The sequence below is a fragment of the Armatimonadota bacterium genome (genome assembly GCA_031460175.1).
Classification (GTDB): Bacteria; Sysuimicrobiota; Sysuimicrobiia; order Sysuimicrobiales; family Sysuimicrobiaceae; genus Sysuimicrobium; species Sysuimicrobium tengchongense.
Genome location: JAVKGW010000002.1, coordinates 373,180 through 395,670 on the forward strand (window position 1 = coordinate 373,180; position 22,491 = coordinate 395,670).

The following is a 22,491-nucleotide window of genomic DNA, read 5'->3' on the forward strand; positions in this document are numbered from 1 at the left end:
GTGGTTGCCCTATTCCACGGGAGCCATGGGAGTCCTCCCTCGGGGCCGCACGATGGCCCGGTCCCCGAACCGGAGGTCCACGGACTCCACGGAGATCCCCTCCCGTTCCAGGGCCCGCACCACCGCCTCCGCCGTCCTCAGGCGCGTCCGGAGATCGTCCTCCAGCCGCACCTGCACCCAGGGGCCGGACCGCAGCTTCACGTGCAGGCTCCCTTCCGGATCCAGGCGCGCGAGGAAGAGCTGATGGCGTCCCTCCTCGGGAAGCGCGGCGAGGGCCCGCACCGCCTCCTGCAGCCGAGGAGAGGCAAGTCGCGCGCCGAGCGGGGTAGGAGGAACCCGGAACTCCACGAGGAGGGGAAGCAGGTCCTCCCCGCGCCCGTCCAGCACCACCCCTTCCTCGTCCACCACCAGGACCCGATCCCCCACCACCACGTGGAGGACGGGGATCCGCTCCGCGATGTGGAGCACGACCGTGTGCGGCCACCGGAACTCCACCCGGGCCGTGCGGATGCGGGGATGCCGCAGGAGGTGCGCGGTCACCTCCTCTTCTCGGATGCGGGCCAGGGGAATCCCCGTACGCAGTCGGGCCCAGTGGAGGACCTCGGATTCCGGGAGGGCCCGGTTGCCCGACACGACAACGGTGCGGACGGCGAAGACGGACGAGTGCGGGAAGGAGAAGAGCGCGGCGATGGTACACATCACCGCGCCGAAGCGCAACCCCCGCACCCACCGCGTCATCAGAACTCCCCCACCAGCTGGACCTCCAGTTCCAGCTCCACCCCGAACGTGCGCCGCACCCGGTCCCGCACCGTCTCCACCAGGCGGAGGACGTCGAGGGCCCGGCCTCCACCCTCGTTGAGGATGTAATTCGCGTGCAGGGTGGAGACCCGCACCCCGCCTACCCGCAGGCCCTTGCAGCCCGCGAGCTCGATGAGCCTTCCCGCGGCCTCCCCCGGCGGATTGCGGAAAATGCAGCCTGAAGAAGGCGGGCCCACGGGCTGCGTGCAGCTCCGGAGCCGCAACCACTCCTCCATGCGGGCCCGAATCTCCTCAGGATCCCCCGGCCGCAACCGAAGGATCGCCTCCACCACCACCGCCGTCTCCCGTTGCAGCCGGCTGGTGCGGTAGGCGAACCCCAGGGCCGCGTTCTCCCACACCTCCTCGCCCCGCGGGGTGACCACCCGCACCGCCTCCACCACTTCCGCCACGCATTGGCCGTGGGCCCCCGCGTTCATCACCACCGCGCCCCCCACGGACCCCGGAATCCCCGCGGCGAACTCCAGGCCCCCGAGTCCCCGACGGGCGGCCTGGTGGGCGAGGCTTGGAAGTCCTACCCCGGCCTCCGCCACCGCCTCCATGCCATCCCACCGAACCCGATGGAGGCCCCGCCCCACCTTCACCACCACGCCCCGTACCCCCCGATCGGAGACCAGCACGTTGGAACCGCGCCCCAACACCACGAACCGCTCGCCCCGGCCGAACAGGAAGCGCAGGACCTCCCGCAGCTCCTCCTGTCCGCGGGGCAGGAGGAGGACGTCCGCGGGTCCTCCGATGCGGAAGGAGACGTGGCGGCTGAGGGGCTCCCCCACCCGCACGTCCCGGCAGACCGCCCGGAGGTCCCGCAACAGGGCCTCCGTCACCCCTCCCCTCCGCGCAGGCATTCCGCCACCCACCGGGCCACCTTCCACACGTCCCCTGCGCCCATGGTGGCGAGGACGTCCCCGGAGCGCAACCGGTTCCGGACGTACTCCACCACGCCTTCCAGATCCGGGATCCACACCACCGGGCGGTGAGGCTGGACCGCCCGCACGATGAGGTGGGCGCTCACCCCGGGGATGGGGGGCTCGTCTGCGGGATAGATTTCGGTCACCACCACCTCGTCCGCGTCATCGAAGGCCCGGGCGAACTGGGCGTGGGTGGTGGCGGTCCGGGAGTACCGGTGGGGCTGGAACACCGCGAGGATGCGGGCGTCCGGCTTCACCTCCCGCAGGGCCCGCAGGAACGCCCGCACCTTCACGGGGTTGTGCGCGTAGTCATCCACCACCAGGGGATCCGGACAGTGCACCTCGAACCGCCGGGAAATGCCCCGGAAGCGTTCCAGGGCCTGCATCATGGGCTCGAGGGGCGCCCCTAGACCGAGACCTGCGGCAAGGGCCGCGGTGGCGTTCAGCACGTTGTGCGCCCCGGGCATGGGAAGCCGAACCTCTCCCCGCTCCCGGCCTTCCACGATGACCGCGAAGGTGGTCTGCAAGCCCTCCCGGCCGAGGATCCGGGCCCGGACCTCCCCGACCTCGAACCCGTACCGGATCACCCGCGCCCGGCTCACCGCCTTAAGCGCCGCCACCTCCGGGACCTCCGCGCACAGGACCACAACCCCTCCCGCGGGGACGGCCCGGATGAAGGAGGCGAAGGTCTGCCGGAGCCGGGACCAGGTCCGGTAGTGGTCCGCGTGGTCCGAGAGGTCCATGCTGGTGACCACCGCGGCGTCGACCTCCACCTCCCCCACGGACCCGTCGCTCTCGTCCACCTCCGCCACCACGGGCCCCCTACCCACCCGGGCATGTCCCCCGAACTCCCGCACCTCGGCTCCCACGAGGGCGCACGGATCATAGCCCGCGGCCGCGAGGGCGGTAGCGGTGAGGGCCGTGGTGGTGGTTTTCCCGTGCGTTCCCGCGACTCCGAGGGAGAACCGGGTGCGCAGCAGCTCCGCGAGCATCCGGGCCCGGGGCCAAACGGGGATCCCCAGACGTCCTGCCCGCACGATCTCCTCCTCCACAGGGGGGACCGCGCGGGAGACCACCACGAGGTCACACCCCTCCAGGTGGGCGGGATCGTGGCCCAGCTGCACCCGGACCCCAAGCGCCGCCAGCCGTTCCGTGGCCCGGCTCCACCGAAGGTCGCATCCGCTCAGAGCCCTTCCCTCTCCGAGGAGGACCTCCGCGAGGGCGCACATCCCCGCCCCGCCGATCCCCACGAAGTGGATCACCGCCTCCTCCCCGCCTCCCGCACCACGTGCCAGACCGCCTCCGCGGCGTCGGGCCGGCTGAGGCTTCGGGCCGCCTCCCGCATCCGCGCAAGCCGTCCCGGCTCCGCCAGGAGTTCCGTGAGGACGCGGGCGAGCCGCGCGCCGTCCAGGGCCTCCTCCGGGATCACCACCGCGGCCCCGGCCCGTTCCAGGACCCGGGCGTTCTCCGCCTGGTGGCCGGAGGCGGCTCCAAGAGGCACCAGCACCGCGGGGAGCCCCAGCGCCGTGATCTCCGCACAGGTCCCGGCCCCGGCCCGGGCCACCACCAGATCTGCGACCGCGTAGGCGTCGCCCATCTCCTCGATGTAGTCCACCTGAACGTAGCGAAGCGCACCGCCGCCCGGGGGTCCCGTCACGCCTGCCCGCCGGGGGCCGGTTTGGTGCAGCACCTGCAGATCCGACCGATCTTCCAGGTACCGCACCGCCTGCCCGATCGCCCGGTTGATGGCCGCGGAGCCCTGGCTTCCCCCGAACGCGAGGATGGTGGTTCGACGCGGATCCAACCCGAACCGGTCCGCTGCCCGCCCCCGATCCCCCCGCCACAGGGAAGCCCGAAGCGGCGTCCCCGTCCACACACCTCGGCCCCCGAACTCCGCCAGGGTATCGGGCATGCCCACGCAGACCGCCCGGGCGAACCGCCCCAGGAACCGGGTCACTACCCCCGGTCTCGCGTTGGGCTCCAGGAAGACCAGGGGAATCCGCAGCAGCAGGGCCGCCTGGCTTACGGGGTAGCCCGCATACCCGCCCGTGCTCACCACCACGTCCGGTCGGAACCGCCGCAGGATCCGCGCGCCCTCCGCCACGCCCCGCGCCGCCCGGGCGAGACCTCGGGCGCCCTCCCTCACCCCCTTACCGACCACCCCGCCGCTGGGTACGGGGCAGAACCTCAGCCCCCTTTGGGGCACCAAGCGGGCCTCTAGCCCGCCGGGGGTCCCACAGTAAAGGAGCTCCACCTGTTGCTCCCTCAACGTCTCCGCGAGCGCTAAGAGCGGGTACACGTGTCCGCCGGTCCCTCCGCCCGTGAGGATCACCCGCATGGCCTCACGCCGCCCACCCCCGATCCGGGGCTTTCTCGGTCCGGGCGAGCTCCCGGACGTATCGGGAGAGGTTGAGGCAGATGCCGCACGCCACCAGCAGTGCGAACAGGGATGAACCTCCGAAGCTCAGGTAGGGCAACGGTACGCCCACCACGGGCAAGGCTCCGGAGACCGCGCCGATGTTGAGCACGACCTGGGAAGCGATCCAGCTCCCCACGCCCGTGGCCAGCAGGGCCCCGTATCGGTCCGGCGCATACAGGGCGAGGCGCCGGATCCGGAGGAGGAGCAGGAAGTACAGGGCCACGAGGCCGGCCACGCCCACGAGTCCCAGTTCCTCCGCGAGGATGCTGAACACGAAGTCCGTGTGGCGCTCCGGGAGGTAGAAGAACTTCTGGGTGCTCCGCCCGATCCCCACCCCCCAGATCCCCCCGGAACCGATGGCGATGAGGGACTGCACCACGTGGAAGCCGATGCCCTGGGGATCCCGCCAGGGATCCAAGAAGGCCAGCAACCGATCCCGGCGGTACGGCTCGGAGAGGGCCAGCCAGAGGGCCAACAGTCCCCCCGTCGCGAGAACCGCGCCGAGGTGGCGCGCCCGGACGCCGGCGGCGAACAGCAGGCTCAGGGTGATGGTGCCCAGCACCACGGCGCTCCCCATGTCGGGCTGGCGCATCACGAGCCCCCCCAGGAGACCGAGGACCAGGAGCGGGGGAGCAAGCCCCCGCCATGGGTCGCGGAGGACGGGTCCCCGGCCCGCGAGGAAGTGCGCCAGGTACAGGACGAGGGCGAGCTTCGCCCCCTCCACCGGCTGCACGGTCACGGGCCCCAGATCCACCCACCGCCGGGCGCCGTTCACCAGCACGCCCACGCCGGGAATCAGCACCGCCCCCAGGGACGCCACGGACAACAGGAGCAACCACGGGACCAGGCGCCGCCACGTGCGGTAGTGGATCCGGGAAGCCGCGGCCAGGCCCACGCCGCCCAGCCCCACCCACACCAGCTGCCGCTTGAGGAAGTAGGCGGCGTCTCCGTACGTCTCCAGGGCCGCCACGCTGCTCGCGCTGTAGATCACCACCAAACCGCCCAGGCACAGGGCCACCACCGCTCCGAACAGCAGGGGATCCGGACGGCCGCGGACCTGGACGCTCATGAGGTCCTCCCCGCTGGCCCCTCAAGGGCGCGCACCAGGGCACAGAAGACCTCCGCCCGCTCCCGGTAGTCCCGGAACTGGTCGAAGGACTCACAGCCCGGGGAGAGGAGCACGGCTTCCCCCGGACGCAGGAGCTGCACCGCCCGCCGCACGGCCCGCGGCAAGGTCCCCACCTCCAGCACCTCCGCGGGGAGGTCACGGAAGGCGGAACGCATGGCCTCCGCGCACTCACCGATGAGGTAAATGGCCCGCACGGGAGAGACCCGCAGGGCCTCCCGCATGGGCGCGAAGTCCTCCGGGACTGCGCCCGGACGCCTCCCGCCCGCGATGAGCACGAAGGGTCGCCGCATGGCCCGGATCGCGGCCGCGGCCGCCGCGGGGTTTGTGGCGAGGGAGTCCTCGATGAACTGCACCCCCTGGTACTCCCCCACCGGCGCGAGCCGGTGGGGCAGCCCCTCAAATGTCCGTAACACCTGCGCCATGGCCTGCGGCCTGACCCCGAGGGCACCTGCCGCCGCGCAGGCCGCGAGGGCGTTGCGGACCATGTGCTCTCCGGGGACCGGGAGGTCTGCCACGGGCAGGACCCGCTCTCCGAAGGCCACGATCCACCCGTCCGCCACCCACGCGCCCGCGCCAAGCTTCGGGGGGAGAGGGCTCGCGATGGCGAAGGGCACCAAGCGTGCCCGGATGCCCGAGAGGAGCGAGGCGCACACGGGATCGTCCACGTCCAGGACGGCCACGTCCGCTGGGGTCTGGTACCGGAAGATGGTGGCCTTGCAGGCCACGTAGGCCTCGAAGGATCCGTGGTCGTCCAGGTGGTGGGGGGCAAGGTTCGTGAGGACCGCCACCCGCGGGCTGCGGTCCAGCTGCAGCAGCTGCCGGTTGCTGATCTCCAGGACCACCCAATCCGCGGGATCCAGCCGATCCAGGAGATTGAGCAGGGGGACGTGGGTGCGGTCGTTGCCGCTGAAGTGGGCGCGCCGGCCGTCCGCGGTAAGCATCCGGTAGAGGAGGGTGCCCACGGTGAACTTGCCGTTCGTGCCCGTCACGCCCACCACCGGGCACGGGCAGAGCTGCAGCGCGAGCCGGGTCATGCTGTGTCGCTCCACCTGCACGGGCAAGCGCTGGAGGGGCTCGTTCTCCGGGTAGCGGAACCACGCCTGCGGCAAAAACACCACCTCCGCCGCCTCGATCCCCTCCAGGTACCGGTCCCGCCACCGGATGGGAACGGGGCCCTCAAGCCACCGCCGGATGGCGGCCTCCTGCTCCTCCGGGGACATCCAGAGGTGAGTGCGGCGGAAGACCTCGGGGAAGGTGTCTGGGGTCGAGAGATCGTGGACGGTGAAGGTGTCTACGCCGTGCGCGAGGAGGTAATCCGCCACCGCAGACCCCTCGGTCCCGCTCAGGCCCAGCACGTGGATGCGGCGTCCGCGCAGGGAAGCGAGAAGATCCGGCATCTCAGGCCTCCTACAGGGCCAGCCCCAGCCCTCCCAGCGCCGCGAGGGCCGCGAGCACGTAGAACCGGGTCACGATCTGCGGCTCCGACCACCCCAGGAGCTCGAAGTGGTGGTGGAGGGGGGAACTGCGGAAGATGCGGCGCCCCCGAGTGGCCTTGAAGTACCCCACCTGCAGGATCACGGAGAGGGCCTCCGCCACGAACACCGCGCCCACCACCACCAGCACGAGCTCCGTCTTGGTCCCCAGCGCGAGAGCCGCGAGGGCCCCGCCCAGGGCCTGGGAGCCCACGTCGCCCATCATCACCTGGGCGGGATGGGCGTTGTACCACAGGAAGCCCAGACATGCGCCCGCCACGGCGCCGGCGAAGGGCGCGAGCGGCGCCTGGTCCGTGCGAAGGGCGATGACGACGTAGCTCAAAAACGCCGTGGCCGCGGTCCCGGCCGCAAGGCCGTCGAGCCCGTCCGTGAGGTTTAAGGCGTTCACGAATCCCGTCACGTACACCGCGGCAAAGAGCGGGTAGGCCCACCCCAGCTCCCACGTCCCGAAAAACGGCACGTGGAGGGCCGTTCCCTGCGGGCTCAGGCGGGCCGCGATCCAACCCAGCAGGGCGCCGAGCGGGAGCTGGAGCGCGAGCTTTTCCCGGGCCCGCAGCCCCAGATTTCTCTTCCGTCGCACGCTGCGGTAGTCGTCCCAAAACCCGATGGCCCCGTACCCGCAGAGGGCGAGGATCGCGAGTCTGACCGAGGGCGTCCACTCCGCAGCCGCCGCGGTGGCCACCAGCACGGCGGCGATGAGCACGAGGCCGCCCAGGGTGGGCGTACCGGACTTCGATCGGTGGCGGGGCGGCGCGTCCTCGCTGATGGGCTGAACGGCCCAGCTCCGCAGCCACGGGATCACGAACCGGCCCGCCACAAGCACCACGAACCCTCCCAAGGCGGTGCTCAGAACGACCCGTTCCATCCCAGGGCCTCCGCCACCCGCTCCAGCCCCACGGCCCGGGAGGCCTTGACGAGCACCAGGTCTCCGGGCTCGACCCGCTCCGCCGCATATCGGGCCGCCTCCTCCGCATCCGCCACCAGCACCACGCGCTCCTGGGGCATCCCCGCCTCCCGCGCGCCCCGGGCGATGAGCCCTCCGCCTTCCCCCACGGCCACGAGCAGGTCCACCCCCTCCGCGGCGCACCACCGCCCCGCCTCCAGGTGCGCGGCCTCCCGCGCCGGCCCCAGCTCCCGCATCTCCCCCAGCACCGCCACCAGCCGGCGGCCACGCCGGAGGACCCGCACGGTCTCGAACGCGGCCCGAAGGGACTCCGGGCTGGCGTTGTACGCGTCGTTGACGAGGAGGACCCCACGGGCGGTCTGCTGGACCTCCAGCCGCATCCGGGGCGGCCGGAACCGTACCAGGATCTCCCCCACGGCCTCCAAGGGCACCCCGCACACCCATCCCACGGCCGCGGCCGCAAGGGCGTTCAAGACCAGGTGGCGGCCGGGAAGGGGAAGACCCGTCCGGAAGCGGCCGTGGGGCGTACGGAGGACGAACCGCACCCCGTGCGCTTCCACCTCGATGTCCTCCGCCCGCACCTCTCCCTCCTCGATCCCGTAGAACACCACCTGGGCCCTTGTCTTGCGGCCCATGGCACGCACCCTGGGATCGTCCGCGTGGAGCACCGCCCACCCGTGCGCGGGCAAGGCCTCCACCAGCTCCGCCTTCGCCCGGGCGATGTTCTCCACAGAGCCCAACAGCTCCAGATGCGCGTGTCCCACGTTCGTCACGACCCCGATCTCCGGACGCACCGCCATGCACAGTTCCCGGATCTGTCCCAGACCCCGCATGGCGAGCTCCACCACCACGAACCGGTGCGTCGCCTCCAGGCCGAACAGGGTGAGAGGAACGCCCAGCTCCGCGTTCCACTCCGGCGCGGAGACGTGCACCGGGTAGGTAGAGGCGAGCACCGCCCCGATGAGCTGTGTGGTGGTGGTCTTCCCCGCACTTCCCGTGACCCCCACGGCCTGCACCGCGAACCGGGATCGCCACAGGGCCGCGAGGGGCAGCAGCGCCTGGATGGTGTCCGGCACGAGGACGAGCGGAATGCCTGCCTCCACAGGTCGGGAGACCAGGGCCGCCGCGGCACCCCGCGCCGCGGCCGCCTGCACGAAGTCGTGGCCGTCCCTCCGGGGACCCCGCAGGGCCACGAAGAGCCCGCCGGGTCGCACGGCATCGCTGTGCACCGCGATGCTGCAGATGTCGACCCGTGGATCCCCCAGGACCACCCCCGCTGTCGCGGAGGCCACCTCCGCCAAGGTGAGCAACCCCTCACCGCCCGCCATACCCGCGCCCCCGCAGGGCTTTCCGCGCCTCCTCCCGGTCATCGAAGGGGATCCGCTCGGTGCCCACGATCTGGTAGGCTTCATGCCCCTTCCCGCAGATGAGCACCACGTCCCCGGATCTCGCTTCCGCGATGGCCTGTCGGATGGCGACCCGGCGATCGGGCTCTACGAGGCAGCGCGCACCGTCCACCACGCCGGCCAGGATCTGCTCGAGGATGCGTAAGGGATCCTCGGTCCGGGGGTTGTCGGAGGTGAGGACCACGACGTCCGCCCGCTCCGAGGCGATGCGGCCCATCACGGGCCGCTTGGTGGGATCCCGGTCTCCGCCACACCCGAACACCACGATCACCCGGCCGCGCGTGAGCGCGCGCGCGGTCTCGAGCACTGCCCGCAGCGCATCGGGGGTGTGGGCGTAGTCCACGACCACCTCGAAGTCCTGCCCTTCGTCAACGCGCTCGAACCGGCCCGGAAGGCCGGGAAACTGCCGCAACGCGTCCGCCATGGCATCGAGCGGTACGCCGAAGTGCTCGCCCAGGGCGATGGCGCACAGGGCGTTGAGGACGTTGAAGGTCCCGCACAGGGGAGATCGGAACCGCGCGCGTCCTCGGGGCGTGCGCACGGTGAAGGTCGCTCCTCCCGGATCCAGCGCCACCGCCTCCGCCCGCACGTGGGCCTCCGGCCCGAAACCGTACGTCAGAACCGGCGCACGACTCCGGGCCGCCATGTAGGCACCTGCTGGATCCTCGCGGTTAATCACGCAGACGCCGTCCGGTTCCACCCGTTCGAAGAGCAGGGCCTTCGCGTCCCGGTAGGCCTCCAGGGTGCCGTGGAAGTCCAGGTGGTCGGGGGTGAGGTTGGTGAAGGCCGCGGCCGCAAACCGCACCCCGCCCACCCGCTCCTGCGCGAGGGCATGGGAAGCCACCTCCACGGCCGCGAACCGCAGGCCGCTTCTCACCATCCGGTGGAGCAGGGCATGGAGCTCCGGGGCCTCCGGGGTGGTGAGGGAAAGGGGCAGCACCTCCGAGCCCACCACCGCGCCGAGGCTCCCGATGACCCCACACGGCCACCCTCCTGCCTCCAGTACCGCCCGCAGGAGGTAGGTGACGGTTCCCTTGCCGTTCGTGCCGGTGACCCCGATCACCTGCAGGTGGTGGGAGGGACGGCCGTAGAAGGCGGAGGCAAGCGGCCCCAAGGCCTGCCGCACGGAGGGGACCACGACCTGCGGCACCCGGACGCCCACCGGCCGCTCCACCAACACCGCCACCGCGCCCCGGGCCACGGCCTCGGGGGCGAACGCATGGCCGTCGTGGTGCCGGCCGGGGACGGCGCAGAACAGCTCCCCGGGCTGCACCGTGCGGGAGTCACAGGAGATCCCGCGGATCTCTCCGTCCGCCCCGCCCAGGAGCGTGTACGCGGGGAGGATGCGCAGGAGTTCCTTTAGCCGCATGCGCACCTCGGCGGGTGGTGTCCGTTCGCGATTATACGCCCTTCAGTCCCGGAGGTCCGGGCCGCTTTCCGGGACCACGGGTCCTCCGTCCGGCGGGATGCGCAGGTGCCACAGCACCTGGGAGGCGATCCGCCGGAACACGGGAGCCGCCACCACCCCGCCGTAGTACGCTCCCCGGGGTTCGTCCAGCAGCACCAGGATGGCAAGCCGCGGGCTGGTGGCGGGAACGATCCCCACGAAGGAGGCCACGTACTTCCCGGGAAGATACCCGCCCCGGGGATCCGGCTTCTGCGCGGTTCCCGTCTTGCCCGCCACCGTATACCCCTCGATGGCCGCGGCCCTGCCCGTGCCGTCCACGACCGCCCGCACCATCATCTCCAGCAGCGCTCGGGCAATCCGCGGGCTGAGCACGCGGGCTGAGGCGGAGGCCCGGGGAGACTCCAGCACCTGCCCATCTGGGCTCCGGAGGAAGGAGACCAGGGTAGGGCGCACCAGCAGACCTCCGTTGCCGATGGCGGCCACGGCCCGGAGGAGCTGCAAGGGGGTCACCGCGATGCCCTGCCCGAAACTCAGGGTATACAGGTCCGGGCCCGTCCACTCCGCGGGGGAGCGGACGATCCCCGCGGCTTCCCCCGGCAGCTCCACGCCCGTGGGCTGCCCGAACCCGAACCGGAGGATGGCCTGGTAAAGGCGATCCGGTCCCAACCGCGCCGCGGTGAGGGCAGCGCCCACGTTGCAGGAGAGGCGCAGGATGTCCGCGGGCCGCACCTCCCCGTGGGCCTCGCCCTGGGCCTCTCGGATGCGATGACCGCCCGGCACCCGGAGGAACCCGGGGCAATAGAAGGTGGTCTCGGAACGCACGACACCGGCCTCTAGGGCCGCGCCCATCACCACGAGTTTGAAGGTGCTCCCGGGCTCGTACACCTCCGCCACCGCCCGGTTGCGCCAGACTTCGGGAGGAACCTGCGCGTACCGGTTCGGATCGAACCGGGGAACGTTGGCGACCGCCAGCAGTTCCCCGGTCCGCACGTCCATCACCATCGCCACGCCTGCCCGGGCCCTATAGGCCTGGACCGCCTCCAGCATCTCTCGCTCCGCGAGGTGCTGGATCACCGCGTCCAGGGTGAGGAAGAGGTCCGCGCCGTTCCGGGGGGCGATCCGCACCTGCCGACCCTCCAGGATCTCCCGGCCCAGGGCATCCCGCACGCGCACCGCCCGGCCCGGGGTCCCCCGCAGCATCGCGTCGTAGCGGGCTTCCAACCCCCACAGCCCCTGGTTGTCGATGCCCGTAAACCCCAACACCTGCGCGGCGAGAGGACCGAGGGGGTAAGCGCGCCTCTCCTCCCGCTCGAACCCGAGCTGGCCCTCCAGTCCCAGCGCCCGCAGCCGCTGGACCACCTGGGAGGGAAGGTGGCGGGCGATCCATACGAAGTACCGGTCGGGCACGAGCCGTTCCTGGATCTGCTCCGGCGGCACATGGAGCACCGCCGCGACCCGGCGCGCGAAGGCCTGCGGGTCCCGGATGTTCCGGGGAACCGCATAGACGCTCTCCACGGGCACGTTCGTGGCGAGCTCCCGGCCGTTCCGGTCGTAGATCCGGCCCCGGGAGGCGGGAAGCACCAGAAGGTCTGTCCGCTGGCGGACGGCCAGGTCCCGCATGGCCTCGGACCGAGCAACCTGCCAGTACGCCACCCGGGCCGTGACGAGGAGGAAGAGGAGCGTCCAGCCGAAAAAGAGGACTCGGATGCGCGCCCGGAGCGGGGAGGAGGCCGAGCGCCTCCGGATCACCGACCCTCGTGGGCGAGGGCCAGGTCTTCCCAAAGCTGCACCACCAGCTGCACCCACCACGGGCGGCGGTCCACCGCGGCGGGCGCGGGCTCCGGGGGCGGAGGAACCACCACCACGGCGCGCTGGGCCTCCGTGGGCGGGGTCAGCCCCAGGCCCCGGCTCAGCCGCTCGATGCGTTCCGGAGCGCGCAGGGCCGCCACCTGCGCCCGCAGCCGGGCCTGTTCCTGTTGAAGGCGGTCCACCTCCCCGCGCAGGACCCGCAGCCGCTCCCCGCGCTGGGCGGCCATCGTCTCCAGCCAAACGTTGACCACCAGGAGGAACGCGAGCAGGACCGCGGTCCACAGCGCTCGTCCCAGTGGGGAGACGTGTCTTTCCCGGAGCCGGCGGGAAGGAGGAGGATCGGGAAGGGAGCGGGCGAGGGGCACGGTCATGGCTCGATCCTCTCCGCGGCCCGCAGTCGGGCACTCCGGGCATGGGGATTGGCCCGCACCTCCTCCGGGGAGGGACGGATGGGCTTGGGCGTGAGCACCCGCAGGGGCTTTGCGCTCCGGAGCGCGTGCTTGACGATGCGATCCTCCAGGGAGTGGAAGCTGATGACCACCAGCCGACCGCCCAGACCCAACACCTCCACCGCCTGGGGGAGCGCCTGCTCCAGGGCCTCCAGCTCGCGGTTCACCGCAATGCGCAGGGCCTGGAAGGTGCGGGTGGCCACGTCCACCCTCCGGGGCCACGCCCTCCTGGGGACCGCGCGGAGGACCGCTTCCCGCAGCTCCTGGGTGGTGGAAAGCGGCCGGCGCCGGACGATCTCCCGGGCGATGCGGGCGGCGAAGGGCTCTTCCCCGTACCGCCGGAGGAGGTCCGCCAGCTCCTTCTCGGACAGGCGGTTCACGAGATCCGCGGCGGTGACGGGAGAGGCGGGATCCATGCGCATGTCCAGAGGGCCCGCGAGTCGGAAACTGAAGCCCCGATGGGGTGTTGCGAGCTGCAGTCCAGAAACCCCCAGATCCATGAGCACCCCCTGCACCCGTGCGATCCCGAGAGTCCGGAGGACGTGCTGGAGATCCGCGAAGTTGGCCTGCACGAGTTGCACGGCATCTCCGAACCGCTCCAGGCGCCTTCGGGCCACCGCGAGGGCCTCTGGATCCAGGTCCAGCCCCACGAGCCTTCCTCCGGGGAGGATGCGCTCCAGGATGGCCTCCGCGTGTCCTCCCGTGCCCACGGTGGCGTCCACGTAGAGGCCTCCGGGCCTGGGATCCAGCCAGGTGAGGACCTCCTGCAGGAGGACGGGGACGTGGAGGGAGACCATGGGGATGCGCGGGGAGCGGGACCCGGTGCCGCCGCGTCTAGGGGAGTCTGCGGAGCATCGGGCAGAGGGGGGCTGCGAGGGGTACGGCGTCGTCGCTGCGATCAAGGCTCGTCGAGTGCTCGACCGGGTCCCGGTCTCCGCGCATCCCTCACTTCACAGAACCATCTCGCGCATGGCCTCCAGCAGCTTCGCCTCGTCCTGCTCCGTCTGGGCGAGATACTGCTGCCAACGCTCCTTGCTCCAGATCTCCAACTTATGGATGAGGCCCACCACCACCACCTCCCGCTGGATCCCCGCGTGCTCCCGCAGGGGCGCAGGAAGGACGAACCGGCCCTGTCGGTCCAGCTCCACGTCCACCGCGCTTCCCAGCAGGTACCGGACGAACTGGCGGTTCGCGATGGGCTGCGCCCGCAACTTCTCCTCCACCACCTGCCACTGCTCCTCCGGGTAGACCACCACGCACCCGTCGAACCCCCGGGTGACCACGAACCGATCCCCCAGGGCCCGCCGGAACCTGGGGGGGATGACGAGACGACCCTTCTCGTCCAGCACATAGTGGAACTCACCCTTGAACATGCCCCCAGTACCCGGTGGCAGCTTCTCCCCACCATTCCCCACCGTTCCCCACCAATTCTCGACCCATCCCCCGATTCCTGCTGGGTGCACGAAGATTCTCGAAGAAAGTTTTCAGAAAGTGAAGAGAACAGCCTTTCGCAGCTCAGTAGACCAGTTCGAGGGTCCCGTTGCGGTGCCGGATCACGATGAGGTCCCCGCTCTCCTGGAGGCTCTGGATGGCAGGCGTGATGCGGTCGATGAGCACGCTACGCAGGGCGAGTTCTCCGGGTCCTCTTCCCTCGAACGCCTTCCCACAGGAGGTGCAGTAGGCCCCCCGCCGGGGGACGAACACCCCGCGCACCTGGCTCCACCGGATGGTCACGTTGGGGACCACGTTCGGGCTTCCGCAGTACGGGCAATCCATGGATTCCGCCCCGACACCGTTCGATATCGACCAGGAGAGGCGGCCTATAAGCCGGGTTCTGTCCGCCGCACGGGCGGCGGGGCGGCCATCTCTCTGGGACCTCCGTTGCCGGAGGCCTCAAGCGGCCTACCCGGGGATCAGCGGGCCACCTCCTCTCCCCCTACCTGGCCTTGCTCCGGGTGGGGTTTGCCTGGCCGGCGTGTCACCACGCCGCCGGTGCGCTCTTACCGCACCTTTGCACCCTTACCCCCCGCCGGCTCCGAAGCCGGCAGGAGGCGGTATGTTTCTGTGGCACTTTCCCTGGGGTCACCCCCGGTGGGTGTTACCCACCACCCTGCCCTGTGGAGCCCGGACTTTCCTCCCTCCTCGGTCGGAGGGCGGCCGCCCGGCCGCCTCTCCTGGTTTCCACACTCCATTATAACGGATGGGCATCCAGGGCCCGGTTCGCGAGCTCGTCCGCCCGGGTGTTCTCTTCCCGCCGGACCGTCCGGATCACCGCTTCCCGGAACTCCCCCAATTTCCTCCGCGCCTCCTCGTACAGGGGCCGCAGCTGGGGACTGCGCACCCGATACTGCCCCCGTAGCTGCCGCGCCACCAGCTCGCTGTCCACCCGGATTTCCACCCGCGTGGCACCCAGCTCCGCGGCCACCTCGAGTCCTCGGAGCACAGCCCGGTACTCCGCCACGTTGTTCGTGGCTTCCCCGATCTGCTCCGAGATCTCCCGGAGAACCTGCCCCTGTGGGGTCTCGACCACCACGCCGATGGCCGCGGGGCCGGGATTCCCCCGGGAGGCCCCGTCCGCCCGAACGATGGCCTTCACCGGATCCCCCACCTTCTTCTTTCAGGGTTCCCGGCCTGCCCGGAAAGGACCGATTCCTGGTCGGGGCGGGCGGATTTGAACCGCCGACCTCAGCGTCCCGAACGCTGCGCGCTCACCAAGCTGCGCCACGCCCCGACGCTTCTGTCTCGACCCATGCAACGCAGGAAGGTTCCCGTGTCTTTCAGGACGAACCCGGCTCCTCGCCGGACTCCTTCCCTCCCTGCAGCGCCTGGCGCAGCAGATCCCCGGCCACATCCCCGATGGTCACGCGGCCCGCGTGGACCTGCGTCTGCTGGTACTCCGCCAGCTGCTGGCGCTCCCGCTCCCGCGCCAGCCGCCGCACGCTCAGCACCATCCGCCGCTGCTCAGGCCGCAGCTCGATGATGACGGCCTCGACCTGCTGACCGGGCTGCAGCACCTCCTCCAGCTTCGACACCCGCCGCTCCGCCACCTCGCTCGCGGGCAAAAACCCGTCCACGTCCCCCAGCCGCACGAAGGCACCGGAGGGTGCCAGACGGACCACCTTCCCGCGCACCACTTCCCCGACCCGGTAGCGGTGCGGAACCTCCGTCCAGGGATCCGGCAGCACCTGCTTGAGGCTCAGGCTGATCTTCCCGGTCTGCGGGTCCACCTTGATCACCCGGACCCGGATGTGCTGCCCCCGGCGGAGCACCTCGGAGGGATGCTTGATGTAGGTCCAGGAGATCTCGCTGATGGGCAGGAGCGCATCGACCCCGCCGATGTCCACGAAGGCTCCGAAGTCTACGATCCGGCGGACCACGCCGTCCCGCTCATCCCCTTCCCGGAGGGTGCGGAACAGCTCCTCCCGCAACCGCGCCCGCTCCTCCTCCACCGCCTGCCGGTGGGAGAGGATGACCCGGTTGCGCTCCCGATCCACCTCGATGACCTTCAGCGGGATGCTCTCCCCCACCAGGTTCTCGAACCGACGCCCCTTCACCTGGGAGAGGTCCACGTGCGAGCCCGGCACGAACCCCCTCAGTCCGATGTCCACCACCAGACCGCCCTTGACCCGATCCACCACCATGGCGTGGAGGATCTGGCCCTCCCGGAAGGCGCTCTCCACCCGATCCCATGCCAGCAACGCGTCCGCTCTCCGTTTGCTCAGGAGGATGTTCCCCTCCTCCTGCTCCACCTTCATCACGTAGACGTCAATCTCCGCTCCCACCTGGAGCTGCGCGGTGTCCTCCTCCCGGAGCTCCCGGGGCGGGATGAGCCCTTCGGACTTCGCTCCGATGTCCACGAGCACCCCTTCGTTGTCGATGCGCACCACCGTGCCCCGCACGATGGAGTGCGCCTCCACCCGGGGAACCGCGCCCTCCATGGTGACCTCATCTGAACGCTCCGTCCGAGTCTCCTCCGCCATGGGCCGCCCCATCCTCTCGATGTCACACGCAGCAAGTCATTATACCTGTCTATTCTCCCCACAGGCAAGCGCAGGGGGCCGCTCCCTCAGATGGCCCAGTAGTGCCGCAGCACCGCCCGCACGCCCCGGACCCGGGCCTGGATGGTGCCGTACGGGCACTCCCGGGGAGGCGTCTCGGCGGGAGCCGACTCCAGAGGTTCGCCGGCCAGCACGGAGAGGGTGTGGGCCACGGACCAGCCCAGGGCCTGCGGATCGTAGCCGCCCTCCAGAATGCCCGCCACGCGGCCTTCGCACCACCGCCGGGCACCCTCCACCAACATCCCGCAGAGGTTCCCGAACCCGGCACTCGTGAGCGCCATGCGCCCTAGAGGATCTGCCTGGTGGGCATCGAAGCCCGCAGAGACGAGTACCAGCTGGGGACGGAACGCGTCCCCCAAGGGGAGCACGATCTCCTCGAACACCGTCCGGTATCCTCCCTCGCCCGTGCCCGGAGGAAGGGGCACGTTCACCGTGAATCCCTCACCCTCGCCTGCCCCCACCTCCTCCACCTGGCCCGTCCCCGGATACCAGAACTCCTGGTGCAGGGAGATCACGAGGACTTTTCCGTCCCGGTAGAAGATCTCCTGGGTTCCGTTGCCGTGGTGCACGTCCCAGTCCACGATCATCACCCGCTCCACGGCCTGCCGATCCATCACGAGCCGCGCGGCCAGGGCCACGTGGTTGACGAGGCAGAAGCCCATGGCGCGGGTCGGGGTGGCGTGGTGGCCCGGCGGCCGGAGGAGGGCGAAGGCCCGGTGCACGCGGCCCGTGGCAACGGCCTCCGCGGCGTGCACCGCGGCTCCCGCGGCCGCCCGCAGCGCGGCCCAGGATCCCGAGGAGACGTAGGTATCCGGATCCAGCTGCCCTCCGCCCGACCGATCCAGGTCCTGGATCCGCTCCACCAAGGCCCGGCTGTGCACCGCGAGCAGGGCCTCGGGATCCAGGAGCTCAGGTTCCTCGCGCGGGAGCCGTTCCCACAGGTCCGTGCGCTGCAGCACCTGCTCGACGGCCGCCAACCGCTCGGGCCGCTCCGGGTGCCCCGGCGGATTTCTGTGCCGCCGGCAGTCCGGGTGCGTCACCAGCAAGAAGCGCATGCTAGGGCCGGAACTCCCGCACGAAGCGGCCGTCCAGGTACACCTGGACGATGGCGTACCCATAGACCTCCAGCCACCGCGTCAGCCGTTCCCTTGCCCGGTGCCGTCCCCGGTACACCTCCCGCACGCCCCGCTGGTCCACGGCCACGATCCGCACCTCCTGCGGATCTCCCGGAGGCAGGTGCACCACGACCCGTACCCGTCGGGTCTCTCCTGCCTCCCGGCCAGGCTCCACCGCCACCTCGGCGGAGGGAATCGCCCCGCCCGGCTCCGGCGTGCTCTCCGGAGGCGTGGGCTCCCCCGGGATGGGGGAAGGGGCTGGAGGGCTCGGGGAGGGGAGCGGAGGGGGTTCGGGGGTGGGTGGGGGCGCGGTGGCGATGAGGACCGTGATCCCCTCCCCCCGGCGCACCCTGGCTCCCGGAGGCGGAACCTGCTCCACCACGGTTCCCGGCGGCGCGTCCTCGCGGGGAGCATACCGTACCCGTTCCAGGGGAAGGCCCAGCGGTGCGAGTCTTGCCCGGGCCTCGTCCAGGGTAAGTCCCACCAGGTCCGGGACCTCGAGGAGCTCCGGCCCCTTGCTCACCACCAGACTCACCGTGCTCGAACGCGGGACCCGGGTCTGAGCAGCCGGTTCCTGGGCGATGACCACCCCGCTCGGGAGGCGGTCGTGGTAGGCTTCCCGCACCTCACCCAGGCGCAAGCGCGCCTGGGTGAGGAGGATCCGGGCCTCGTGGAGGGGCCGGTTCGTCACGTCCGGAACCTGCACCATCTCCGGTCCCTGGCTCACCACCACCTGGACCACCCGCCCTTCCCGGACCCGCATCCCGGGAGGCGGCACCTGGTCCACCACGGTGTTGACCGGATAGCGATCGTGGTACTCCCGGCGCAGCACCTCTAATCTCAGGCCCGCACTCGCGAGGATGGCCTGGGCCTGCTCTATGGGCTTTCCCCGCAGGTCCGGGACCACCACTTCCGCCACGGTGAAGTACTCGTTCACCGCCCGCCAGGCCGCGACCGCGGCCCCGATGGCCACGAGGAGCAGGAGCCCCGCCACGCCCACGGGAGAGACCCCCCGCCTCGGATCCCTCCGCCGGGGAGGGGTCCGCGACATCTCCCGCCCGCGGACGACCACCGTGGGCAACTCCCGCCAGGAGTCCGTCCGACCCTCGAGGTCCGCACAGAACTCCTCCGCGGACGGGTACCGGTGGAGGGGAGACTTCGCGAGGGCCCGGAGCACGATGCCCTCCAAGCGCGGGGAGATCTGGGGATTCACGCTTCGGGGGGGAGGGGGTGGGTCGTGCACGTGCCGCAGGGCGACGGTGATGGGGGACTCCCCATCGAAGGGAAGCCGGCCCGTGAGCAGTTCGTACAGGACCACGCCGAGGGCGTACAGGTCCGCGCTCGGCCCCACAGGGTTGCCGAGGGCCTGCTCGGGTGCGAGATAGTGCACGGAGCCGAGCACGGTACCGGTCTCCGTGATGGTGGCGCTGGTGGCGGCGCGGGCGATCCCGAAATCCGTGACCTTCACGGCCCCGTCCGGGGTCACGAGGATGTTCTGGGGCTTTATGTCCCGGTGCACGATGCCCTGCCTGTGCGCGTAAGCGAGGGCTTTGCATACCTCCACGGCGATGCGCACCGCCTCCTCTTCCCGCAAGCGTCCCCGGCGCCTCAGGAGGGTCTTGAGATCCGTTCCCTCCACGAACTCCATCACGATGAAGTGCACGCCGCGATCGCTGCCGCTCTCCAGCACGGGGACGATGTTGGGGTGCCGCAGCTGCGAGGCGGCCCGGGCCTCCCGCTGGAAGCGCTCCACGAACTCCCGGTCGTGGGCGTGATGCTCGTGGAGAACCTTCACCGCCACCACCGCACCGTCTTCTCGACGACGGGCCCGGAAAACCGTGGCCATCCCCCCCTGCCCCACGGGCTCCAGCAGCTCGTACTTCCCTCCCAGGACCGTCCCGATGGTCACCGCCATCACCGCACCCGTTCCAGAGCCCGCCGGAGGACCTCCCGGGCCATGGGCGCCGCTACCTGTCCTCCCGTGCCGCCGCGCTCCACCACCACCGCCACCACCACCCGGGGCCGCTCGGCGGGTGCGAACCCGATGAACCACGCGTGGGGCGCACCCCCGGGAGCCGTGGCGGTCCCCGTCTTCCCCGCCACCGCCACGCCGGGAAGGGCAGCCGCGCGTCCGGTGCCCCGTGCCACCACCTCCACCATGGTATCGCGGAGGGAACCTGCCACCTCCTCCACGAGGATCCGCTCGCCGGGCTTCGGCCGGTATCGCTCCACCACCTGCCCGTCTCCCGCGCGCACCTGGGCCACCACGTACGGCCTGAGCCGCACGCCCCCCCGCGCCACCACCGCGGTGAGAAGGGCCATCTGCAAGGGGGTGACGAGCAGGCTTCCCTGTCCGAAGCTCAGCTGCGCCACGCCATCCCCTGCCACCTCCTCGGGATCCGGAAGGTGGCCCGCTTCGCTGGGGAGCTCAAAATCCGGGGAGGTCCCCAGTCCGAACGCCGCGGCGAACTCCCGCAGGCTCGCTCCTCCCACCCGGAGGCCCACGTGCACGAAGACCACGTTGCAGCTCCACACCAGCGCCTCCCGGAGGGTGATGGGTCCGTGGGCCTGCCCTCCGAAGTCCAGGATGGGACGGCCCCGCACCAGGACGAATCCCGGGCAGAAGAAGCGCGTATCCGGTTTCGCGGCCTTGCGGCTCAGGGCCGCGGCCATGGTGACCACCTTGAAGGTGGAGCCGGGCGGGTACAGTCCGTGCGTGGCCCGGTTCAGGAGAGGGCTGGTGGGATCCCGACGCAGAACGGCCCAGTCCCGCTCCAGCTGGTTGGGATCGAAGGAGGGGGCACTCGCCATCGCCAGGAGCGCACCGTCCCGGGGATCCAGGACCACCACCGCACCCCTCCGGCCTTCCAGGACCTGCGCGGCGGCTTTCTGGATCTCCTGATCCACCGTGAGGACCACGTCGAAGCCCCTCGGCCTCCGCCCCAGGGCCCGATCCCGCCACTCCTCCCACGGCGTGCGCTCCGCGGCTCCCAGCAGGATCCCGTCCAAGGCCGCCTCCAGCCCGGCCTTTCCCAGGCGGGGGTGCCGGTACCCCACCAGGTGCGCGAAGAGGGAACCCGTAGGGTACTCCCGGACCGCCCGCCGGGCCTCCATGCGGGTGCGGGCAAGCGGCAGGAGGTTGCGGTCCAGAAGAGCTCCCCGCTCTACCCGCTCCTCTGCCAGCAGGAGCCGGGGGTTCCGGGGATCCTGGGCGAGCCGCGGGCCCATCCACACCTGCCAGTATGCGGCCCCGAGGGCCTGGAGGACGAAGAGGGCCAGCAGGAAGCCCGCCAGCCTGCGGATGCGTCCCGTCACGTTCTCCTCCCGTGCGGGACCTCCTCGTGATGCGAGATCCCCATCAGCAGGCCCAGGAGCACGAAGTTGCTCACCATCGCGGATCCCCCGTAGCTCACGAAGGGCATCGGGATCCCCGTGAGGGGGACCAGGCGCAGGGACCCTCCGAGGATGAGGAGGGTCTGGGCCGCGAGCACGAGGCTCACGCCCGCGGCCAGCAGCCGGGAGAAGGCCCGCCTCGCCCGCAGGGCGATCCGAAACCCCCGGACCACGAGGATCATATAGAGCAGGATCACGCCCAGGGCTCCCGCGTATCCCAGCTCCTCCCCGATGGCCGCGAAGACGAGATCCGTGTGCACCGCGGGGATGAGCTCGGGATACCCGAGTCCGAGCCCGGTTCCCGCAAGCCCCCCGCTCGCCAGGGCGAACAGGGCCTGCCCCAGCTGGTAGCCCGAGCCCGCGAGGTCCCGCCACGGATCCACCCAGACCTCCAGCCGGATCCGCACGTGGGGGAAGAGGACCGCGCACACCCCCGCGCCCGCGGCGAAGGCGAGGGCTCCCGCGGCCACGTACTCCACCCGCCCGGTTCCCACGTAGACCATGCCGAGGACGATGCTGAGGTACAGCAGGGCCCCTCCCAGGTCCCGCTGCACCGTCAGGATGAGGAGGCTGGCGCCGAGCACCGCCGCCACGGGCAACAGGATCCGTCGTTCCACCTCCTGGGGCGGACGGAGGGCGAGAAGCCGGTGGTGCTCCGCCAGGTAGCTGGCCAGGAACAGCACGAGGCATACCTTCACCACTTCCGAGGGCTGGAAGCTCGCAAACCCGAGGTCCAACCACTGGCGGGACCCGCCCCGCTCCACCCCGAAGACGAGGGCGCTCACCAGGAGAACCAGGGCGCTGAGGGCGTACAGATAGCGGTACCGGCTCAGACGGTCCACGGCGCGGGCCGCACAGTAGGCGACCCAACCCCCCCCGAGCCCAAGCAAAGCCCACGTGGCCTGCCGCACCAGACTCCCCGGCTGCAGCCGGTACAGCTCCACCAGCCCCAACCCCACCAGGGTCTGGGTCACGGGCAGCAGGAGGCCGTCCCCCCGGAACCCCCTCCGCACCAGGGCTACGTGGAGGGCGGGAACGGCGAGGAGCACGAGGACGCCGTATCCCACGGGCCCGGGCGAATCCCCGGGGTGGCGAACCGCGTACACCATCAGGAATCCCCCGAGGCTCAGGGCGAGGGAGGCACCGTAAAGCACGGGATCCACCATCCGCGTTCGGACCATGAT

The 22,491-nt window shown here is 71.1% G+C and carries 20 protein-coding genes, 1 tRNA gene and 1 other RNA gene; all 22 read right to left on the bottom strand.

The genetic code is table 11. The annotated features are described in order from the left end of the window. Positions 1 to 9: 9 nt before the first annotated feature. Positions 10 to 738 (bottom strand): FtsQ-type POTRA domain-containing protein, encoded by a 729-nt coding sequence (locus QN206_04545; GenBank protein MDR7614074.1) that lies wholly within the window; start codon positions 736 to 738, stop codon positions 10 to 12. After that, positions 738 to 1,640: a UDP-N-acetylmuramate dehydrogenase gene (murB, locus tag QN206_04550; protein ID MDR7614075.1), complete on the bottom strand. Its 903-nt coding sequence runs from the start codon at positions 1,638 to 1,640 to the stop codon at positions 738 to 740. Before murB ends, QN206_04545 begins: the two co-directional genes overlap by 1 nt. Next, positions 1,637 to 2,986: a UDP-N-acetylmuramate--L-alanine ligase gene (gene murC, locus QN206_04555; GenBank protein ID MDR7614076.1), complete on the bottom strand. Its 1,350-nt coding sequence runs from the start codon at positions 2,984 to 2,986 to the stop codon at positions 1,637 to 1,639. Before murC ends, murB begins: the two co-directional genes overlap by 4 nt. Beyond that, a complete protein-coding gene (gene murG, locus QN206_04560; GenBank protein ID MDR7614077.1) occupies positions 2,983 to 4,062 on the bottom strand; it encodes an undecaprenyldiphospho-muramoylpentapeptide beta-N-acetylglucosaminyltransferase in 1,080 nt (359 codons plus the stop codon). The genes murC and murG overlap by 4 nt, the downstream gene beginning before the upstream one ends. A 4-nt stretch (positions 4,063 to 4,066) precedes the next feature. After that, positions 4,067 to 5,212, bottom strand: a complete 1,146-nt coding sequence (gene ftsW, locus QN206_04565) for a putative lipid II flippase FtsW (GenBank protein ID MDR7614078.1) — start codon at positions 5,210 to 5,212, stop codon at positions 4,067 to 4,069. Then, the gene (gene murD, locus QN206_04570; GenBank protein MDR7614079.1) at positions 5,209 to 6,669 is read right to left on the bottom strand and encodes a UDP-N-acetylmuramoyl-L-alanine--D-glutamate ligase; all 1,461 of its coding nucleotides are present in this window, start codon (positions 6,667 to 6,669) and stop codon (positions 5,209 to 5,211) included. Before murD ends, ftsW begins: the two co-directional genes overlap by 4 nt. A 10-nt stretch (positions 6,670 to 6,679) precedes the next feature. After that, positions 6,680 to 7,630: a phospho-N-acetylmuramoyl-pentapeptide-transferase gene (gene mraY / locus QN206_04575; GenBank protein MDR7614080.1), complete on the bottom strand. Its 951-nt coding sequence runs from the start codon at positions 7,628 to 7,630 to the stop codon at positions 6,680 to 6,682. Next, entirely contained in the window at positions 7,612 to 8,997 is a 1,386-nt protein-coding gene (gene murF / locus QN206_04580; protein MDR7614081.1) for a UDP-N-acetylmuramoyl-tripeptide--D-alanyl-D-alanine ligase, read from the bottom strand. The genes mraY and murF overlap by 19 nt, the downstream gene beginning before the upstream one ends. Next, a complete protein-coding gene (locus QN206_04585; protein MDR7614082.1) occupies positions 8,984 to 10,444 on the bottom strand; it encodes a UDP-N-acetylmuramoyl-L-alanyl-D-glutamate--2,6-diaminopimelate ligase in 1,461 nt (486 codons plus the stop codon). Before QN206_04585 ends, murF begins: the two co-directional genes overlap by 14 nt. A 42-nt stretch (positions 10,445 to 10,486) precedes the next feature. After that, complete coding sequence (locus QN206_04590; GenBank protein ID MDR7614083.1) at positions 10,487 to 12,232, bottom strand: penicillin-binding transpeptidase domain-containing protein; 1,746 nt, start codon at positions 12,230 to 12,232, stop codon at positions 10,487 to 10,489. Continuing rightward, the gene (locus QN206_04595; GenBank protein MDR7614084.1) at positions 12,229 to 12,663 is read right to left on the bottom strand and encodes a hypothetical protein; all 435 of its coding nucleotides are present in this window, start codon (positions 12,661 to 12,663) and stop codon (positions 12,229 to 12,231) included. Before QN206_04595 ends, QN206_04590 begins: the two co-directional genes overlap by 4 nt. Further along, the gene (rsmH, locus tag QN206_04600) at positions 12,660 to 13,538 is read right to left on the bottom strand and encodes a 16S rRNA (cytosine(1402)-N(4))-methyltransferase RsmH (protein MDR7614085.1); all 879 of its coding nucleotides are present in this window, start codon (positions 13,536 to 13,538) and stop codon (positions 12,660 to 12,662) included. Before rsmH ends, QN206_04595 begins: the two co-directional genes overlap by 4 nt. A 153-nt stretch (positions 13,539 to 13,691) precedes the next feature. Beyond that, positions 13,692 to 14,114 carry a division/cell wall cluster transcriptional repressor MraZ gene (gene mraZ / locus QN206_04605; GenBank protein ID MDR7614086.1) on the bottom strand — a complete coding sequence of 141 codons (423 nt, stop codon included), beginning with the start codon at positions 14,112 to 14,114 and terminating at the stop codon, positions 13,692 to 13,694. A 142-nt stretch (positions 14,115 to 14,256) separates the two neighbouring features. After that, positions 14,257 to 14,517, bottom strand: coding sequence for a hypothetical protein (locus QN206_04610; protein MDR7614087.1), 261 nt, complete (start codon positions 14,515 to 14,517; stop codon positions 14,257 to 14,259). Positions 14,518 to 14,548: 31 nt separating this feature from the next. After that, an RNA gene (rnpB, locus tag QN206_04615) (RNase P RNA component class A) lies at positions 14,549 to 14,914 on the bottom strand. Between the two features lie 18 nt (positions 14,915 to 14,932). Further along, positions 14,933 to 15,337 carry a ribonuclease HI family protein gene (locus tag QN206_04620; protein MDR7614088.1) on the bottom strand — a complete coding sequence of 135 codons (405 nt, stop codon included), beginning with the start codon at positions 15,335 to 15,337 and terminating at the stop codon, positions 14,933 to 14,935. A 57-nt stretch (positions 15,338 to 15,394) separates the two neighbouring features. Continuing rightward, positions 15,395 to 15,472: transfer RNA gene (locus QN206_04625), tRNA-Pro, on the bottom strand. A 46-nt stretch (positions 15,473 to 15,518) separates the two neighbouring features. After that, on the bottom strand, positions 15,519 to 16,721 hold the full coding sequence (locus QN206_04630) for a S1 RNA-binding domain-containing protein (GenBank protein MDR7614089.1): 1,203 nt from the start codon (positions 16,719 to 16,721) through the stop codon (positions 15,519 to 15,521). An 86-nt stretch (positions 16,722 to 16,807) separates the two neighbouring features. Continuing rightward, on the bottom strand, positions 16,808 to 17,854 hold the full coding sequence (locus QN206_04635) for a histone deacetylase (GenBank protein ID MDR7614090.1): 1,047 nt from the start codon (positions 17,852 to 17,854) through the stop codon (positions 16,808 to 16,810). Position 17,855: 1 nt separating this feature from the next. Beyond that, on the bottom strand, positions 17,856 to 19,829 hold the full coding sequence (locus tag QN206_04640) for a PASTA domain-containing protein (GenBank protein MDR7614091.1): 1,974 nt from the start codon (positions 19,827 to 19,829) through the stop codon (positions 17,856 to 17,858). Further along, positions 19,829 to 21,229: a penicillin-binding transpeptidase domain-containing protein gene (locus QN206_04645; protein MDR7614092.1), complete on the bottom strand. Its 1,401-nt coding sequence runs from the start codon at positions 21,227 to 21,229 to the stop codon at positions 19,829 to 19,831. The genes QN206_04640 and QN206_04645 overlap by 1 nt, the downstream gene beginning before the upstream one ends. After that, positions 21,226 to 22,488, bottom strand: coding sequence for an FtsW/RodA/SpoVE family cell cycle protein (locus tag QN206_04650; protein MDR7614093.1), 1,263 nt, complete (start codon positions 22,486 to 22,488; stop codon positions 21,226 to 21,228). Before QN206_04650 ends, QN206_04645 begins: the two co-directional genes overlap by 4 nt. Positions 22,489 to 22,491 lie beyond the last annotated feature (3 nt).

Coding starts and splice junctions, on each gene's coding strand:
- QN206_04545 (MDR7614074.1), bottom strand. CDS start 738: ATGACGCGGTGGGTGCGGGGGTTGCGCTTCGGCGCGGTGATGTGTACC.
- murG (MDR7614077.1), bottom strand. CDS start 4,062: ATGCGGGTGATCCTCACGGGCGGAGGGACCGGCGGACACGTGTACCCG.
- ftsW (MDR7614078.1), bottom strand. CDS start 5,212: ATGAGCGTCCAGGTCCGCGGCCGTCCGGATCCCCTGCTGTTCGGAGCG.
- murD (MDR7614079.1), bottom strand. CDS start 6,669: ATGCCGGATCTTCTCGCTTCCCTGCGCGGACGCCGCATCCACGTGCTG.
- mraY (MDR7614080.1), bottom strand. CDS start 7,630: ATGGAACGGGTCGTTCTGAGCACCGCCTTGGGAGGGTTCGTGGTGCTT.
- murF (MDR7614081.1), bottom strand. CDS start 8,997: ATGGCGGGCGGTGAGGGGTTGCTCACCTTGGCGGAGGTGGCCTCCGCG.
- QN206_04585 (MDR7614082.1), bottom strand. CDS start 10,444: ATGCGGCTAAAGGAACTCCTGCGCATCCTCCCCGCGTACACGCTCCTG.
- QN206_04595 (MDR7614084.1), bottom strand. CDS start 12,663: ATGACCGTGCCCCTCGCCCGCTCCCTTCCCGATCCTCCTCCTTCCCGC.
- rsmH (MDR7614085.1), bottom strand. CDS start 13,538: ATGGTCTCCCTCCACGTCCCCGTCCTCCTGCAGGAGGTCCTCACCTGG.
- mraZ (MDR7614086.1), bottom strand. CDS start 14,114: ATGTTCAAGGGTGAGTTCCACTATGTGCTGGACGAGAAGGGTCGTCTC.
- QN206_04610 (MDR7614087.1), bottom strand. CDS start 14,517: ATGGATTGCCCGTACTGCGGAAGCCCGAACGTGGTCCCCAACGTGACC.
- QN206_04630 (MDR7614089.1), bottom strand. CDS start 16,721: ATGGCGGAGGAGACTCGGACGGAGCGTTCAGATGAGGTCACCATGGAG.
- QN206_04635 (MDR7614090.1), bottom strand. CDS start 17,854: ATGCGCTTCTTGCTGGTGACGCACCCGGACTGCCGGCGGCACAGAAAT.
- QN206_04640 (MDR7614091.1), bottom strand. CDS start 19,829: ATGGCGGTGACCATCGGGACGGTCCTGGGAGGGAAGTACGAGCTGCTG.
- QN206_04650 (MDR7614093.1), bottom strand. CDS start 22,488: ATGGTCCGAACGCGGATGGTGGATCCCGTGCTTTACGGTGCCTCCCTC.